This is a genomic window from Rhodococcus sp. KRD175, assembly GCF_017168275.1.
Lineage (GTDB): Bacteria > Actinomycetota > Actinomycetes > Mycobacteriales > Mycobacteriaceae > Rhodococcoides > Rhodococcoides fascians.
This window is the reverse complement of the sequence record NZ_JABFAQ010000011.1, coordinates 90322-106132: the sequence shown is the minus strand read 5'-3', so window position 1 is coordinate 106132 and position 15811 is coordinate 90322. Positions and strand designations below refer to the sequence as shown.

Below are 15811 nucleotides of genomic sequence, written 5' to 3'. Positions count from 1 at the left end.
GTTACGTGCGCAGGAACGCAACCACCGCCATCACCCGTCGACTCATACCGGTGGAGTTCGCCAATCCGAGTTTGTCGAACACCGCGTTGATGTGTTTCTCGACCGAGCTCACCGAAATGTACAGATCAACGGCAATTCTGGCGTTCGTGAGACCTTGCGCCATCAGCTCGAGCACATCGCGCTCGCGCGGAGTGAGTCGTTCGAGGGGATTCGACCGGGTGGTGCGAGAGAGCAACTGGCGCACCACCTCCGGGTCGAAGGCAGTCCCTCCGTCGGCCACCCTGTCGAGGGCGTCCAGGAACTCGTCGACCTGCGCGACTCGGTCCTTCAGCAGGTATCCGACCTTGCCCCCTGATCCACTGATCAGCTCTGCTGCGTAACGGTTTTCGACGTACTGGGAGAGCACGAGTACTGCCACCTCCGGCCATCGACCGCGGATGGTCAGTGCCGCCCGCAAGCCCTCGTCGCTGTGACCTGGAGGCATACGGACGTCGGTGACAACGATGTCGGGACGATCCAGTTCCACAGCAACCAAAAGCGCGTCGGCGTCGCCCACAGACGCGATCACGTCGTGGCCTTCGTCGACGAGCAGACGCACCAGACCCTCGCGCAGCAACGTCGAGTCCTCAGCGACGATCACGCGCATGGGACGCTCGCAGTCACGATGGTCGGGCCGCCGACCGGGCTGTCCACGGTGAGGGTGCCATCCATCGCTGCGACGCGGCGGGCCAGTCCGGACAATCCGGTGCCGGACGGATCGGCACCGCCGCCCCCGTCGTCGGTGATGGTTGCCAGTACGCGATCGAACTTCTGCCGAGTGACGTTGACCTCCAGCGATGTCGGGGAGGCATGTTTGGCTGCGTTGGTCACCGCCTCCGAGATGACGAAGTAGACGACTGTTTCCACAGCGGGGCGCAACCTCTGCGTCAGTTCGTACGAGAGTCGGACGGGCACACCGGACCGCTCGGCCAGTGCTTCGAGAGCTGCGCGCAGGCCGTCCTTGTCGAGCGCGATCGGATAGACCCGGTTGGCAACCTCGCGCAGCTCATCGATTGCTCCCTGCGAGGCGACCTGGGCTTGGCCGAGGAGTTCGTGCACCTTCGCAGGATCGTCCGCTCGGCGCGCCCGGCCGACCAGCATCCCGAGGGCAACCAAATGTTGCTGCACTCCGTCGTGCAGGTCGCGCTCGATGCGACGGCGTTCGTCGTCGATGGCGTCGACCACGTGATCGCGGCTGCTCGTCAGCTCGGCCACCCGCTGTTGCAACAGTCGCTCGGACTGCCGTCCGAGCACGTGAACGGCAAACCAGCGGTCCAACGATCCCACCCCTGCGACGCCGACAGCGGCGACGAAGACCAACAGGATTCCGGGCAGCGCGGCCATCGCGACGAGTCCGCCGTCAACGCGGTCGGACTCTTCGATCAGGCCCCAGTCGCCGCTGAATATCCATGCCGAGACCATCGAGCCCGCGACGACGAGGCACAGTGTCAGCAGGAGAACCACGCCGAGCCCGAGTATTCCGATCGTCCATCGCAGACCGAGATACATGCGGCAGCGTAGAGGGGTCAGCGCGTCCGTCCGCAGCGCGCCGTGGAATCGGCCGATGCGTCGAATCTCGAACTCCGAGAACGACAATGCGATGGCGTCTACTGCCCTCTGCACAGGCCCTCGCCGACCGAGGACGCGCGCCAGAACGAGGGCGAGTGACGTCACCACAGAGAACAGCAGCGCTGCTACCGCGGTGGTGCTACCGAGCAGAACTCCGGACAGTGCCGTGAGCCAACGCCGCAGCAGTGAGCCGATCGACGCTCGATCCGCCTGCCCGGTTGGGTACACGCCACGGTTAGCCAGCACTCCAGCAGCGTAGCCGCACAAATGCCCGCTGATACTGCGGTAAACCACAGGATTTCCATGCGGTTTGCCCCGCGAGAGGCGACGGCTTTCCTCGATGCCCCGCATTCACGGAGTTCGTAGCGTTTTCAGCGTCCTTCACGACAGGAAACACCGACGAACAGGGGAATTGTCATGTCCGACATATTGATTACCGCAGCAGCAGAAACCGAGACTCTCGACGGGCTGGCAGGCTGGGCGGTGGGAGTCATGGATGCACTCGGTGGCCCCGGCGCGGCCGTGGTCGTCGGTGCCGACAATCTGTTTCCGCCGATTCCGAGCGAGCTCGTTCTCCCACTTGCCGGGTTCTCGGCCAGTCAGGGAGTGTTCTCCTTCGGTGCCGCGCTCTTCTGGACGACTCTCGGCTCGGTGCTGGGCGCGGTGATCGTCTACGCGGTGGGTGCAATCATCGGACGCGAGCGCACGCGGGCATTGGTAGCGCGCATTCCACTGATCAAGGCCAGCGACTTCGACCGCTCGGAGGCGTGGTTCACCAGGCATGGCTCGAAAGCAGTGCTGCTCGGCCGAATGATCCCGCTCTTTCGTAGCTTCATCTCCTTGCCGGCCGGGATCGAGCGGATGGGAATGGCGAAGTTCCTGCTACTCACCACGATCGGCAGTCTGATCTGGAACACCATTTTCGTCACCGCGGGATATCAGCTGGGCGAGAACTGGCACCTGGTCGACGCGTATGCGGAAATCCTGCAGAAGATCGTCGTCGTGACGGTGGCCATTGCTGCCGTAGTCTTCGTTGCCCTGCGGTTGCGGTCTCGCCGCCAGGCCGCCCTGTAGGAACGACGGCCCGGCGACCTGACCTGCACTTACCGGGGCAGTCCCGACTTGTACTGCAAGGCGTAGGCGAGTTTGCCGGGCTTGGCGTCCGAGAAGGGTGCCGAGAGCTTACCGAATTCACCCTTGGTGGCTGCTTTTCCGTCGTTCCACGCGTCCAGGGCACCGAGTTCCGCTGCGGTGCGGCCACTGTCGATCACAGCGTCTTTCGGGGCCGCGACCTGAGCGCGCGAGACCGCGTCGACCGTGCTGAGGTAGCTCGCCAGGTTGTTGCTGTCCCAACCGCTGATGTCCACCGCTCCGGAGTCGCGAACCCATGCACCCCAATAGAATTCCTGGAAGGGGATGGTGCCGGGGGTGAAGCCGATATCGCGAGCGAAGTACATCAGGCTCCGGTACTTGTCGTTCTGGAAACTCGCAAGACCTACTCCTGACGGAAGCTGCTCCACCGGAACCTCGTTGCCGTCGACGTCGTAGTTCCACACCCACTTTTCGGCTTTCATTCGGGCCCAGAAGTCGGCGGTGCTCAGGTCACTGAGATTTGCGACCACCCGCAGACGAAGGTGCAGATTCGGTCCACCGTCGGCCATTTCGTAGAACGAGGTCAGCGTGTGGTGTCCGTCGGTCAGGTAGGGCACGCCGCCCGGCCCGATGACAACGGTCTTCATGGGCGCGATGGTGTCGGGCGTTTCCTGGCCGACGGGGACAGTGCAGGTGAACGACGACGGATTGTCCAGCCGCGCATCGGGCGTTGCCGAGGCGGCCTCTTCCTGGCCGTTGGCCTCGCACCAGTCGTCGAACTTCTTGTTGATCTCGTCTTTGCCGAGCGTGTAGCGACCGAGCTTGTAGTACACCTCGTCGTACCCGAGCGAGGGTTGCGTCGCTCGCACATCACCGATCGGCAGATCGAGAAGCTCACCCGCTTCGGCACATTGGTAGCCGAGGCCAGATGACGATCCGCTGGGGAGCAGTTCCGCAACCTGGCACAGCGGCGACGCGGTCCGTGCCGGCGCAGCGGTAGCGACACTGCCCATCGACGTGGATACGACGGAGACCAGCGCGAGCGTGCCCAGCAAGGCTGCTCTACGAATTGTGCGCATTCGTGAAACTCCCAGGAGTCGAGAAGTGAAGTTTCCCGAGACTGTCGCACTCCGGTCACCGGCCGGTGGCGAGGAACCGAACGAGAGGTGGTCGCGAGGTGAACGCGCCACGTCGGTCAGCGATCCTCGCGCAACATCGCGTATACGAGGGTGTCGGTCCATTCGCCCTTGCACCACCAGTTCGCTCGGAAATGCGCTTCCTGACGCATCCCGACCCGGGCGGCCAACCGTGCAGAGGCGTCGTTACGTCCGTCCATCTGTGCGCTGATTCGGTGGATTTGGGGTAGCGAGAACACGTGGTCGATCAAACCGTTCACCGCCTCGGTGGCGTAGCCGCGACCGGATACGGCCGGGTCGAACGTCCAGCCGAGTTCGACGAGAGCCGGGGAACCGTCCACCAACCATGCCTCGACATTGCCCACCACCGTCCCCTCGTGTTCGACGACCATGGCGAGCGCCTGGGTGTTCAATCCGGATCGCTTCATCCGTTTGCTGACGGCTGCAACAGCATCGGACTGTGTCCACGCCTTGTGGAGCAAGTAGCGGCAGACTTCCGGGTCGCTGTAGTACGCGAGAATCCGGTCTGCGTCGTCGGGTTCGTACAGACGCAGCGTCAGGCGTTCGGTGTGAATGGGCTCGACGGTCATGACGACCATTCTGCCCGACCTGGATTCACGCTGATTCGAACCCTGTTCTCGATCCGGATCGTGACGGATGGTGGTGATTCGAAGTTGATCGTCATCAAGTGGAAGGCACGTGAACATGGTCGTCACGTCGTACGCCCCACCCGCTGGGCCCGTGCACCTGCGTGTCAGCGACACCGACCCTGCGCCCGCGTCACCGAAACAATCGGTGTGGCAGCGGTACAGGTGGACCGTCCTACGCTTTCTCTCGCCCGTCGCACTGCTGATCCTGTGGCAGATCGCCAGCGCTGCAGGAGTTCTCTCCGAGCGTGTGCTTCCCGCACCGTCGTTGATTTTCGACGCGGGACTGGAGTTGCTGCGCACCGGTGAATTGGCCGAGGCCCTTGCCATTTCCGGTACCCGGGTCGTCCAGGGACTCGTGTTGGGCGGGCTGATCGGCGTGGCGCTCGGTGCGCTGGTCGGGCTGTCCAAGCTCGCCGAGGCGACGGTCGATCCGCCGCTGCAGATGCTGCGCGCAATTCCGCACCTCGGCCTGATCCCGCTGTTCATTCTGTGGTTCGGGATCGGCGAGACTCCCAAGATCCTGTTGGTCGCCCTGGGTGTCGCATTTCCCCTGTACCTGAACACGTTCTCGGCGATACGCCAGATCGATCGTGATTTCCTCGACACCGCCGTCGTACTCGGTTTCTCGTGGCGTCAGCGGTTCACCACGATCATCCTGCCGAGTATCGCTCCACAACTGTTGGTGGGGCTTCGGCAGTCGTTGGCCATCGCGTGGCTGTCGTTGATCGTGGCAGAGCAGATCAACGCCGAATCCGGTCTCGGATACGTCATCAACAATGCACGAGATTTCCTGCGGTTGGACACCATCATCTTCGGACTTGTCATCTACGCCCTGATGGGAATCTCCACCGACGGCATCGTCCGGATTCTCGAAAAGCGCGCCCTGCGATACCGATTGGATGCTTGATTCATGACAACGACGACGACGTCCGTCGCCACCCTGCACGGGATCGACAAGTTCTACGGATCCAGCCACGTATTGAAGGGCGTCGACCTGTCCATCGAGCGGGGCGAGATCGTCTCGTTGGTCGGACGATCCGGTTCCGGAAAGTCGACGATCCTGCGCGTCCTGGCCGGCCTGTCGACGGATCACACTGGAGAGCGGCACGTCGCAGGGAATCCGGCGGTGGCCTTCCAGGAACCCCGCCTGTTTCCGTGGCGGACGGTGCGTCAGAACGTGTCCTACGGTCTGAACACCGCAGGCGTGACGGGTAACGACGCGTTGGTCGCCGCGGACGCCACCCTCGAGGAGGTCGGTCTCGCCGAGAAGCGGGACGCGTGGCCGCTCACGCTGTCCGGTGGCCAAGCCCAGCGCGCTGCCCTGGCGCGGGCGTTGGTGGGGGAGCCCGAACTGCTGCTGCTCGACGAACCGTTCGGCGCGCTCGACGCCCTCACTCGGCTGACCATGCAGTCGCTTTTGCTCGATCTGTGGGGACGGCACGGCTTCGGCATCCTACTGGTCACCCATGATGTCGACGAGGCAATTGCGTTGGGGGACAGGGTAGTGGTGCTCGAGAACGGCGAGATCTCGGACACGGTGACAGTCGACCTGCCTCGTCCCCGCGACCGGGGAACACCCGGCTTCTCTCGGATTCGCCATCACCTGCTCGGAGCTCTCGGAGTTCACTGACCGGTCAATTCGGCACCTGAAAAGGATCTTTCACCCATGTCGCCACACGCTCGTCCCCGTTCTCTGCGCGCACTCGGTGTGCTCGCCGCCCTGTCTCTGGCGGTCGCCGGCCTTACAGGTTGCGTCTCCCGTGGCAGCGACACCGCGACCACCGAAGCCCCGGAACTCGTTTCGAACGACCAGCTCGCAACGGTCACCCTCGACGTCGGTGACCAGAAGGGCGGCACCGAAGCGCTGCTACGTGCGTCAGGGGAGCTCGACTCCGCTCCCTACGATGTCGCGTTCTCCACCTTCACTTCCGGTCCACCTCAGGTGGAGGCGGCTACGGCCGGGCAGATCGATTTCGCGGTCACGGGCAACACGCCGCCGGTCTTCGGCGTCGCGGCCAACGCGCGCATCAAGGTTGTCTCCGCCTACACCAACGACGCGAGTGGCGATCAGATTCTGGTGCCTGCAGATTCGACTCTCACGTCGTTCGCAGACCTGCGCGGCAAGAAGATCGCAGTGGGTAAGGGGAGTTCCGCGCACGGCCATGTGCTGCTGCAGTTACAGAAGGCCGGCTTGAGCACCGACGACGTTCAGTTGGTGTTCCTTCAGCCCGCTGATGCGTTGACGGCATTCACCTCGGGTGAGGTCGATGCCTGGGCAATCTGGGATCCGTTCACCGCGATCGCGCAGGTCCAGAATGGCTCCAAAACACTGACAACCGCTGAGGGTGTCGCCAACGGTTATGGCTTCGGTATCGCCTCGCAGCAAGCACTGGACGATCCGGCGACCAATACCGCCCTGCAGGACTTCGTCGTTCGCCTGGCCAAAGCCTCCGCCTGGGCCGAGAAGAATCCGGCCGAGTGGGCGGCGGCGTACTCAGCAGCAGTCGGCATCGACCCGGCAGCAGGCGAATTGGCGCAAGGACGAAGTCAGCGACCGGCAATTGCGTTGGACGACAAAGTGGTCGAGTCGGAGCAGACACTGTTCGATGTCTTCGTCGACAGCGGCAGCATCCCCGGTGGCAACCAGTTCGAGGACTTTGTCGACACCCGCTACAACGACGCCATCGCCGACGCCACCGCATCCACCAACTGATCACGTAGGAGTTCACCCGTGACCGCACGTATCTTCTGGTTTCTTCCCACCGCAGGCGACGGCCGCTCCATCGTCGGCGCGTCCCATGCCTCCGGAAATCTCCGTGAACCTGCCGGGTTTCGTCGTCCGTCGTTGCGCTACCTCACCGAGGTTGCTCAGGCCGCGGATCGACTCGGCTACGAGGGGGTGCTGACTCCCACTGGAACATGGTGCGAGGACGCGTGGTTGACCACGGCCGCGCTACTGCAGAGCACTCGAAGGCTCAAGTTCCTCGTTGCCTTCCGTCCCGGTCTCACGCCGCCCACGTTGGCGGCGCAGCAGGCGGCGACGCTGCAGCGGTTCTCGGAAGGGCGGGTGTTGTTCAACATCGTCACCGGTGGCGACGACGTCGAGCAGCGTCGTTTCGGGGATTGGATCGACCACGATCGGCGCTACGCTCGCACCGACGAGTTCCTCGGTCTCGTCCACCGAATCTGGACCGAGTCGGCGGTCGATCACGAGGGCGAGTTCTTCAAGGTCGCTGACGCGCGCGTGTCCGAGGCCCCGGACCCGTTGCCCGAGTTCTGGTTCGGCGGCTCGTCCGATCCCGCGCTCGCGGTCGCCGCGAAGCACGTCCAGACGTATCTGACGTGGGGCGAGCCCCCGGCCGACGCCCGCACCAAGATCGAGAAAGTGCAGGCGCTCGCGGACGCCGAGGGCCGCAAGCTCACCTACGGCATTCGGTTGCACACCATCAGCCGCGACACGTCCGACGAGGCCTGGGCCGTCGCGCAGAAGCTCCTCGACGAGCTTCCCGAGGACCAGGTGTCGCAGGCACACGCGCTGCATTCGTCCTCGCAGTCCGAGGGACAACGGCGGATGGCCGCGTTGCACGGGGGCAGCAAGGACTCGCTCGAGATCTACCCGAACCTGTGGGCCGGAGTCGGCCTGGTACGTGGCGGTGCCGGTACCGCGTTGGTGGGCTCGCACGAGGAAGTCGCGAACCTCATAGGGGAGTACCACGACGCAGGGTTCGACGAGTTCATCCTCTCGGGATATCCGCATCTGGAGGAGTCGTATCACTTTGCCGAAGGTGTTCGACCCATCCTCGACGCGCGAGGAATCACGGTTCCCGCGCGCTAGAGCACGTGGGATCGAACGCGCCGGGTCTGCGCAATTGGGAAATCTGTCCAGTAGATGGTGTGAAAAATGGATGATAGTGATGCGCGATCATCGAGACCGCCGTCATACGAGGGCGTCGTACACCGCCCGCACGTATTGCTCCGCTCGCTCCGAACCGATGATGCCCGGCCCCATGCGGTTCATCACGTACGAGATGGTCAGCTTCGATTCTGGGTGCAGAACGGTGAGCGATCCGCCCCAACCACCCCAGAAGCAGATTTTGCCGTCGGGGATGTAGGGCATCGATTCTTGCTGCGGCAGAGCGAAACCCAGACCGAAGCGCAAAGGAATGCCCAGCGCCAGATCAACCCCGTTGGATTGCTCCTCGAAGATCAGGTCGATGGTTTCCGGGCTCAGCAGTCGTATGCCGTCCACGGTGCCGCCTCGGGAGACGACCGACAGGATTCTGGCGACCGATCGTGCGTTGGCATGCCCGTTCACTGCGCCCATGTCCGCGCCGCGCCACGCCGGAGTGTTCGCAGACGAGGCTTTCACCAACGGTCCGAGAAATGTTTTGCGACGCACCATCGTCGGATCGGGCACGGCATCATCGGTCGGTGGGGGTGGTGGTACGACGTCGGCGATCCGATCCCAGTCGGCCTCGGCGGCACCGATCTGGAAGTCGGCACCGAGTGGCCCGGCGATCTCGTCGGCGACGAACTGCCGCAACGACTTTCCGGCGATGCGGCGGACGACTTCTCCGATCAGGTGGCCCTGACTGACCGCGTGATAGCCCGACGTGGTGCGCGAATCCCACCATGGTGCCTGCGCGGCCAGACGCGATGTTGCCAGTTCCCAGTCGTAGAGATTCTCTTCGCCGAACGGCCGGTCCCAGCCCGAGACGCCCGAGGTGTGCGACATCAGATGCCGCACCAGGATGTTCTCCTTGCCTGCGGCTGCGAACTCTGGCCAGTACGACGCCACCGGCGCATCGGGATCGAGCACTCCACGATCGATCAGCATCAACGCTGCCAGGCACGTCACCATTTTGGTCGTCGACCACACGTTGGTGATCGTGTCCGACTCCCACGGCAGGTGCCGTTCTGTATCGCGGTAACCGCCCCACAGGTCGACGGCGGTGTGGCCGTCGATGTCGACCACGATGGACGCGCCGAGTTCCTCGCCGCTGTCGAGGTTGGCTGCGAGCGCGTCACGCACCGCTGAGAACTCGGGGTCGCAGTGACCGTCAATTGCCATGAACTGCTCCTAGAATGCGGTGAACGGCCAGTTCGACGTAGTTGTCGGCGACGTCCTCGATGCTCAGCTCGCCCCCGTCGTGGAACCAGTTGCTGATCCCGTTGAGCATGTCGGTCAGAGCGAACGATGCCAATCGTGCATCAGGAACGGTGAATTCGCCGCTACGCATTCCCGCGGTGATCACGTCGCGGACGCGTCGTTGGTACTGCCGGCGATAGTCCTCGACAACAGTGCGGTGCTCGGGGGTGAGTGACGCCAGCTCGTGCAGGCCGACGATGTACTCCACTCGTCGCCGATTCAGATGCACCAGGTGCGCACGCACCAGAGACGACATGCGCTCGGTGGGGGTTCCGGCCGCGTCGAGTAGCGGCAGGTTCTCCTCGGCCGGCTCCTGCGTGACCGTCAGGCAGATCGCGAACAGGATGTCTTCCTTGGACGGGAAGTGGTGGTAGAGACTGGCACCCTTGATGCCGACGGCGTCGGCGATATCGCGCATCCCCACGTTCGAGTAACCCTCACGCGCAAAGATATTCGCGGCATTGGCGACGATGTCCTCTCGCCGTTGTCGGGTCCGAACCTGACGGGGCAAAGGACTCACTTCAGCCGGCTGCGTCATACGGTCTCCTCGACCGCCGCCAACAGTCGCAGTTCACGCTTGAGGATCTTGCCCTGCGGGTCGACGGGCAATTCGGCCACGATGTGTACCGATTTCGGTGCCTTGTACGACGCCAACTCGGTGCGGCAGTACTCGATGATCGCGGCCGGGTCGGCGGTCACTCCGTCGCGGGCGATGACGAAGGCGGTCACGGCCTCGGACCAGTACGGGTCGGGCACTCCGACGACGGCGGCACGCAGCACATCCGGATGCGTGTGGATGGTGCGTTCCACCTCCTGCGACGACACGTTCATCCCTCCCGACTTGATCATGTCCTTCATCCGATCGTAGAAGAACAGGTTGCCGTCGGCGTCGATGCGCACCATGTCGCCGGTATGCACCCAGTCGTCGCGGAATGCCTCGGCGGTGCGCTCGGGGTCCTTGAAGTAACCGAGCATCACCGATGGAGTGCGGCAGAGCAATTCACCGATCTCGCTCTCGTTGCCCGCGGGGTCCACCACCTTGATCTCGAGGTGGGTGACGGGCTTTCCGATCCACGACGCGTCGCCGTCGGGGATGTCGTCGAGGGTGGAGAACCAGCCCACCGAGCCGAGCTGCGAAAGTTCCGACTGTCCCCAATAGGTGCCCCAGATGGCCTCGGGTGCAGCGGCTGCCCAGGCGCTGATCGTGTGCGGTGACACCTGGCCACCGTAGGTGAGGCAGCGCCGTACCTGGCTCACGGCCTCGGGCCCGAACTGTTCGTCACGGGCCAGCGCCAGGTAGAAGGTCGGCGTCTGCGCGATGACGGAGATCTTCTCGGCGGCGATGATGCGCAGCGATTGAGCAGGGTCGACCGTCGCGGGCAGCACCAGGGTGGCACCCATCAGCGTGAGGGTGGTCATCGAACCGAGTCCGGCGATGGTGTGGAACGGCATGACGAACAACCAGGTGTCTTCCGGTCCCGTCCGCAGACCCCAACTCCACGCGGGCGCGGTGGAGATGAGGAAGTTGCGGTGCGGGATCATGACGCCCTTGGGAGCTGCTTCGGTTCCCGAGGTGTAGATGACCATCGCGACGTCGTTCTCGTTCATCTCGACGTTCGGCTCGGTGGACGGCGTGTTCACCGTCAGCGCGGCATATTCGGAGCCGAACGTCACCAGGGTGGTGGTGTCCGGCTTCACCGAGGAGATGATCTCGGCGTAGGCCGGATCGGCCACCACCACAGTCGGTTCCGCGTGTTCGAGTTGATGCTTCACCTCGGCGGCGCGATACATCACGTTGATGCCGGTGAAGGCAGCTCCGGCCTTGAGGGTGCCGTAATACGCCACCACCACGTCGACGCTGTTACGAGCCATCGATGCGACGCGATCGCCCGTCGTCACCCCGAGATCGACCAGCAGGTTGGCGAATTGATCTGCGAGAGAGTCCAGTTCGCCGTAGGTGGTGACCTCACGGGTGCCGTCCGCCGCGTAGCTGATGAAGGCGACCTTGTTCGGCTGACTCCGCGCATGGCGACGCAGCTGATCGCCGATGGTGGCGCGACCGATGGGGGAACGGTGGTGAATGGCGGTACCGGGCACGGCGGACTCCTGAGATGGGTACGTGGTTCAGAGGGCAGGGGAGAGTGCAGCGGAGTCGAACATCGGCTGCGAGAACGTCTCTGCCGCAACGATCTGCTCGACGGGATCGCGAGTGAGTTTGCGCGGGAACGACTTCTCGGGATATCCGACGGCGATGTGCGCGGCGGTGATGTAGTCGTCCGGGATGCCGAGCAGTTCGCGGATGGCGGGCTCCTCGTGGCATAGCAACGTCGTCACCGCAGTGGCGACGCCCTGATCGCGCAGGCTCAAGCACAGGTTCTGCACGGTGGGGTAGATGGACGCGCCGCCGACGACGGAGAGTCGGCCGAGTTCGTGGTCGGTGGGGTGTAGTCCGTCCAACGCGGCGCAGACCACCACGATGGCGGGCACCTCGTGGAGGTGGCGGGCGAAGTAGTCGGCGTCCTGCACGGTCTTGGGCAGTGCGCCGACGGCGACGGTTCCGCCGGTGATGCCGGCGAAGTAGGCGTCCCACATCGGGAGGTAGAGATCAGCGAGGGCCTGCTTGCGGGCGGCGTCGCGCACGACGATCCACCGCACGGGCTGACGGTTGCCGCCCTGCGGGCCGAAGCGGGCTACGTCGAACGCGGCTTTGAATACCTCGTCGGGAACCGGATCGCTGAGGTATCGCCTGCAGGTGCCGGTGGTGCGCATCGCCTCGGTGAGTTCCATGGGTGTGTCCCTTCGCCTGTCCGCTGTTAGGTAGTGCCCTGAAGCATTGTGTGGCGTGGGCCACATTGTCAAGGGCCGAGACGCTGTGAATATCGAGATCACGAATCCCTTGCGCCGAATTGCCTAACCATGGTTAGTTGAGCTGTCGGAGTCGAATAGAGCAGCACGCAACAGGAGGTAACCGGTGTCCACAGATGCAGCAACGGCAGCGGAGACCGTGGATGAGGTGGATCGGGACCGGCTGTCGCGCGCTCTCACCGCGGCGAATCTGCCCGCGCTGGTGGCGGTGCTCTATCAGTTGACCGGCGACCGTACGTGGCTCACCGATCCGTATCGCCCCACGCGTAGTCGGGGTATGGACAACAACGACACGGGCGGGTTCGACGACGCTGTGGCCGACCGCATCCGCGCCGTTGCGCTCGACGCGATCTGCGCGTTCCATGAAGGCACGCCCATGGCGGTGCCCGCACCCGACTCGGAGCACCTCGTCGAGATGATCAGCGTGGCTGTCGGTGAGCAGGTTCCACCCGAGTTCGGTGTGATGGTGGCCGAGGATATGGGCTTTACCGCCTTGGACACTCCGGTTGCCGCACCGAACGATCTGTCGGTCATCGTGATCGGTGCCGGCGTCTCGGGAATGCTCGCGTCTATCAAGTTGCACGAGGCAGGCATCAGTCACACCGTGCTCGAGAAGAACTCCGACGTCGGTGGCGGTTGGTTCGAGAACACCTACCCCGGTGCCGGCGTCGACACCCCCAGTCACCTGTACTCCTACTCCTTCGCCCCGCGGGCCTGGAGCACGCACTTCGGCAAGCGCGACGAGGTGTGGCAGTACCTCAGTGACGTTGCCTCCGAACATGATCTGCGGCAACGTATTCGATTCGACACAGAGGTGGCGACCGCCGAGTACGACGCGCAGCGGCAGAGCTGGACCGTCACGACGGTCGACGGCGAGACGCTGACCGCCGACGTGGTGATCACCGCTACCGGTCAGCTCAATCGGCCGAAGGTGCCCCACATTCCCGGGCTCGAATCGTTCGACGGCCCGATCTTCCACACCGCGAACTGGCCGGCCGATCTGGATCTGACCGGCAAGCGGGTCGCCATCGTCGGAACCGGGGCCAGTGCCATGCAGGTGCTGCCGGCCATCGCGTCGACGGTGGGGCATGCGACGGTGTTCCAGCGGTCGCCGCAGTGGGTCTCGTCGAGCGACGTGTACTTCACCGAAATGGGCGACGATGCCAACTACTTGATGGACGTCGTTCCGCTGTATCGGCTTTGGTATCGGACCAGGCTGGCCTGGAACTTCAACGATCGGGTGCACAGCTCGCTGCAGGTCGATCCCGAGTGGGAGCATCCGCAGCGCTCGATCAACCCGATGAACGACGCCCATCGACGCGTCTTCACCCGCTACATCGAAGCCGAGCTCGAAGGCCGACCGGATCTGATCGAGAAGTCACTTCCCGATTACCCGCCCTTCGGCAAGCGGATGTTGCTCGACAACGGTTGGTACGCCGCGCTCAAGCGCGACAACGTCACCCTCATCGCCGACGCCGTCGAGTCCATCACCTCGAATTCGGTTGTTGCGCGCGATGGTTCGGAGACCGAGGTCGATGTGGTGATTCTCGCGACGGGCTTCGAAACCCACAAGCTGTTGACGCCGATCGACGTGCGCGGACGATCGGGTGAGTCCATCCGCAATATCTGGGGCCCGGAGGACGCGCACGCGTATCTCGGCATCACCGTCCCGGACTTCCCGAACTTCTTCATCACCTGCGGTCCCGGAACGGTGTTGGGCCACGGGGGCAGTTACATCACGATCGCCGAATGTCAGGTGCGCTACATCGTCGATGTCTTGATAGACATGGTGGACAAGCGAATCGGAGCCATCGAGTGCAAGGCCGATGTCGAAGCGGAGTACGTCCGCAAGCACGACGAGGCGCACGCGAAGATGATCTGGTCGCATGGCGGCATGGACAACTGGTACCGCAACGACGCCGGACGGGTGGTTTCGACGCTGCCGTGGCGCATCGTCGACTACTGGGAGATGACGCGACGGGCCGATCTGGACGACTTCGTCATGGAGCCTCGACGGGATGAGGCTCGCTGATCAGTTGGACGTCGCCTGCTGTGCCGACAACACGAAACCGTGCCCGCCGCCCGCGTCGCAGACCATGGCGTCGACTCGGAAGTAACAGGTGTAGCCGAGGTGCGAGATCGATGTGTTGTAGTCCAGCGATTGCGCGTTCTCGACCCCGAAAGCGCCTTGGTTGAAGCACATCGGGGTGACCTTGCCCGGGTCCAGGAAGAAGCCCTTGCTCATCTCGTCGGCCGAGAACGGTGGCTTGTCGCAGTCCGCGCCGTCGGGTACCGGTGCGTCCGTAGCTTGGCATCCGGACGAGAACGCGTTGGAGCCGAGCTTGCAGTAGATGTTGCCCGACGGCGACTTCCACCCGACTTCGTCGTTGACGGCGGCATATCGGGCCGGGTCGACGGGGGTGATCGGCGCAGAGTCGGCCGATGGTGTTGTCGCAGAATCGGTCTCGGATGCGCTGCCGCCTGGTTGCGGAGCCGCCGTCACCTGCGGTGCCGCCTCGGTCGCTGTCGCCGGTGCGCCCGCGACGACCGTGGGGATGACCGACGGCATCGCATCGGTCGGTTCGTCCGAACTGCTGCATCCCGTCAGGAGAATGCCTGTAAACATCACGGCGACCACGATGGTGCGCCTGCTGTGTCTCGCCATCAGTTGGACGTCGCCTGCTGCATCGACAACACGAAGCCATGCCCGCCGCCCGCGTCGCAGACCATCGCTTCGACGCGGGAGAAGCACGTCATCCCATTGAACGTGATGGAGGTGTTGTACTCCAACGTCTGCGCGTTCTCGACTCCGAATTGGCCTTGGTTGAAGCAGGTCGGCGTCACCTTGCCCGGCGTCATGTAGAAGCCTTTGCTCAGTTGGTCGATAGTGAACGACGGGGTGACGCAGTTTGCGCCGTCCGGTACTGGAGCGTCTCCAGACTGGCAACCGGACCCGAATTCGGAAGAGCCGATCTTGCAGTAGATCTTGCCCGAGGGCGACTTCCATCCCACCTCGTTTCCGTATGCGGTGTAGAGGGCCGGGTCGACGGGAGTGATCGGCGCAGTGTTGTTCACCGGGTTCGCGCTGCTCTGCGATGAATCGGCGGTCTCGGGTGCGGTGGCGGTGTCCGTGGTCTCGACCGGGGGGTTGGCAATGGTCACTTGCGGTGGAGCAGGAATTGCCGATGCGGCGTTGGAGGCGGGGGTCGGTGCAGCCGCGGGGGCCTCGTCGCCGCCGCAGGCGGTCAGCGCGAAAGCGAGGGCAGCAGTGGACGCGAGTAGAGCACTTCTTCGGATCATTCGGAGCTCCT

16 protein-coding genes are annotated in these 15811 nt (G+C 63.9%); 6 read left to right on the top strand and 10 right to left on the bottom strand.

Translation table 11 applies throughout. The features are described 5' to 3' along the window. Nucleotide 1: 1 nt before the first annotated feature. Both J1M81_RS16985 and J1M81_RS16980 read right to left on the bottom strand, forming a co-directional pair. Entirely contained in the window at nt 2-646 is a 645-nt protein-coding gene (locus J1M81_RS16985) for a response regulator transcription factor (RefSeq protein ID WP_206498437.1), read from the bottom strand. Beyond that, nucleotides 637-1854: a sensor histidine kinase gene (locus J1M81_RS16980; RefSeq protein ID WP_283348361.1), complete on the bottom strand. Its 1218-nt coding sequence runs from the start codon at nt 1852-1854 to the stop codon at nt 637-639. The genes J1M81_RS16985 and J1M81_RS16980 overlap by 10 nt, the downstream gene beginning before the upstream one ends. Before the next feature lie 171 nt (nt 1855-2025). Here J1M81_RS16980 and J1M81_RS16975 point away from each other — a divergent pair, with 171 nt between their 5' ends. Then, entirely contained in the window at nt 2026-2682 is a 657-nt protein-coding gene (locus J1M81_RS16975) for a DedA family protein (RefSeq protein ID WP_206498435.1), read from the top strand. A 29-nt stretch (nt 2683-2711) separates the two neighbouring features. On the opposite strand, the gene J1M81_RS16970 is transcribed toward J1M81_RS16975, so the two are convergent. Both J1M81_RS16970 and J1M81_RS16965 read right to left on the bottom strand, forming a co-directional pair. Further along, complete coding sequence (locus tag J1M81_RS16970; protein ID WP_206498434.1) at nt 2712-3779, bottom strand: ParB/Srx family N-terminal domain-containing protein; 1068 nt, start codon at nt 3777-3779, stop codon at nt 2712-2714. A 116-nt stretch (nt 3780-3895) separates the two neighbouring features. Further along, nucleotides 3896-4426 (bottom strand): GNAT family N-acetyltransferase, encoded by a 531-nt coding sequence (locus tag J1M81_RS16965; RefSeq protein ID WP_206498433.1) that lies wholly within the window; start codon nt 4424-4426, stop codon nt 3896-3898. Between the two features lie 115 nt (nt 4427-4541). Between J1M81_RS16965 and J1M81_RS16960 the strand changes: the two genes are divergently transcribed. The 4 genes from J1M81_RS16960 to J1M81_RS16945 are packed head-to-tail and all read left to right on the top strand — an operon-like array spanning nt 4542 to nt 8321. Beyond that, on the top strand, nt 4542-5393 hold the full coding sequence (locus J1M81_RS16960) for an ABC transporter permease (RefSeq protein WP_206498508.1): 852 nt from the start codon (nt 4542-4544) through the stop codon (nt 5391-5393). Between the two features lie 3 nt (nt 5394-5396). After that, on the top strand, nt 5397-6116 hold the full coding sequence (locus tag J1M81_RS16955) for an ABC transporter ATP-binding protein (protein ID WP_206498432.1): 720 nt from the start codon (nt 5397-5399) through the stop codon (nt 6114-6116). A gap of 36 nt (nt 6117-6152) precedes the next feature. Further along, on the top strand, nt 6153-7199 hold the full coding sequence (locus tag J1M81_RS16950) for an ABC transporter substrate-binding protein (protein WP_206498431.1): 1047 nt from the start codon (nt 6153-6155) through the stop codon (nt 7197-7199). 18 nt (nt 7200-7217) lie between these two features. Beyond that, the gene (locus J1M81_RS16945; RefSeq protein WP_206498430.1) at nt 7218-8321 is read left to right on the top strand and encodes an LLM class flavin-dependent oxidoreductase; all 1104 of its coding nucleotides are present in this window, start codon (nt 7218-7220) and stop codon (nt 8319-8321) included. Between the two features lie 102 nt (nt 8322-8423). On the opposite strand, the gene J1M81_RS16940 is transcribed toward J1M81_RS16945, so the two are convergent. Genes J1M81_RS16940 through J1M81_RS16925 form a run of 4 tightly spaced genes read right to left on the bottom strand, consistent with a single transcriptional unit; the run spans nt 8424 to nt 12422 of the window. Beyond that, nucleotides 8424-9557 (bottom strand): serine hydrolase, encoded by a 1134-nt coding sequence (locus J1M81_RS16940; protein WP_206498429.1) that lies wholly within the window; start codon nt 9555-9557, stop codon nt 8424-8426. Next, complete coding sequence (locus J1M81_RS16935) at nt 9547-10173, bottom strand: TetR/AcrR family transcriptional regulator (RefSeq protein WP_206498428.1); 627 nt, start codon at nt 10171-10173, stop codon at nt 9547-9549. Before J1M81_RS16935 ends, J1M81_RS16940 begins: the two co-directional genes overlap by 11 nt. Further along, a complete protein-coding gene (locus tag J1M81_RS16930) occupies nt 10170-11732 on the bottom strand; it encodes a class I adenylate-forming enzyme family protein (RefSeq protein WP_206498427.1) in 1563 nt (520 codons plus the stop codon). Before J1M81_RS16930 ends, J1M81_RS16935 begins: the two co-directional genes overlap by 4 nt. Nucleotides 11733-11759: 27 nt before the next feature. Further along, nucleotides 11760-12422, bottom strand: a complete 663-nt coding sequence (locus J1M81_RS16925; protein WP_027497814.1) for a nitroreductase family protein — start codon at nt 12420-12422, stop codon at nt 11760-11762. Nucleotides 12423-12606: 184 nt separating this feature from the next. Between J1M81_RS16925 and J1M81_RS16920 the strand changes: the two genes are divergently transcribed. Next, nucleotides 12607-14532, top strand: coding sequence for an NAD(P)/FAD-dependent oxidoreductase (locus J1M81_RS16920; RefSeq protein ID WP_283348362.1), 1926 nt, complete (start codon nt 12607-12609; stop codon nt 14530-14532). Here the strand turns inward: J1M81_RS16920 and J1M81_RS16915 are convergent, their stop codons facing one another. Both J1M81_RS16915 and J1M81_RS16910 read right to left on the bottom strand, forming a co-directional pair. Continuing rightward, the gene (locus J1M81_RS16915) at nt 14533-15165 is read right to left on the bottom strand and encodes a hypothetical protein (protein WP_206498426.1); all 633 of its coding nucleotides are present in this window, start codon (nt 15163-15165) and stop codon (nt 14533-14535) included. Further along, entirely contained in the window at nt 15165-15800 is a 636-nt protein-coding gene (locus tag J1M81_RS16910; protein ID WP_206498425.1) for a hypothetical protein, read from the bottom strand. The genes J1M81_RS16915 and J1M81_RS16910 overlap by 1 nt, the downstream gene beginning before the upstream one ends. Nucleotides 15801-15811 lie beyond the last annotated feature (11 nt).

What these genes read in the sequence shown, in the direction of transcription:
- J1M81_RS16985 (WP_206498437.1), bottom strand. Translation starts at nt 646, where the DNA reads ATGCGCGTGATCGTCGCTGAGGACTCGACGTTGCTGCGCGAGGGTCTG.
- J1M81_RS16975 (WP_206498435.1), top strand. Translation starts at nt 2,026, where the DNA reads ATGTCCGACATATTGATTACCGCAGCAGCAGAAACCGAGACTCTCGAC.
- J1M81_RS16970 (WP_206498434.1), bottom strand. Translation starts at nt 3,779, where the DNA reads ATGCGCACAATTCGTAGAGCAGCCTTGCTGGGCACGCTCGCGCTGGTC.
- J1M81_RS16965 (WP_206498433.1), bottom strand. Translation starts at nt 4,426, where the DNA reads ATGACCGTCGAGCCCATTCACACCGAACGCCTGACGCTGCGTCTGTAC.
- J1M81_RS16960 (WP_206498508.1), top strand. Translation starts at nt 4,542, where the DNA reads ATGGTCGTCACGTCGTACGCCCCACCCGCTGGGCCCGTGCACCTGCGT.
- J1M81_RS16955 (WP_206498432.1), top strand. Translation starts at nt 5,397, where the DNA reads ATGACAACGACGACGACGTCCGTCGCCACCCTGCACGGGATCGACAAG.
- J1M81_RS16950 (WP_206498431.1), top strand. Translation starts at nt 6,153, where the DNA reads ATGTCGCCACACGCTCGTCCCCGTTCTCTGCGCGCACTCGGTGTGCTC.
- J1M81_RS16940 (WP_206498429.1), bottom strand. Translation starts at nt 9,557, where the DNA reads ATGGCAATTGACGGTCACTGCGACCCCGAGTTCTCAGCGGTGCGTGAC.
- J1M81_RS16935 (WP_206498428.1), bottom strand. Translation starts at nt 10,173, where the DNA reads ATGACGCAGCCGGCTGAAGTGAGTCCTTTGCCCCGTCAGGTTCGGACC.
- J1M81_RS16925 (WP_027497814.1), bottom strand. Translation starts at nt 12,422, where the DNA reads ATGGAACTCACCGAGGCGATGCGCACCACCGGCACCTGCAGGCGATAC.
- J1M81_RS16915 (WP_206498426.1), bottom strand. Translation starts at nt 15,165, where the DNA reads ATGGCGAGACACAGCAGGCGCACCATCGTGGTCGCCGTGATGTTTACA.
- J1M81_RS16910 (WP_206498425.1), bottom strand. Translation starts at nt 15,800, where the DNA reads ATGATCCGAAGAAGTGCTCTACTCGCGTCCACTGCTGCCCTCGCTTTC.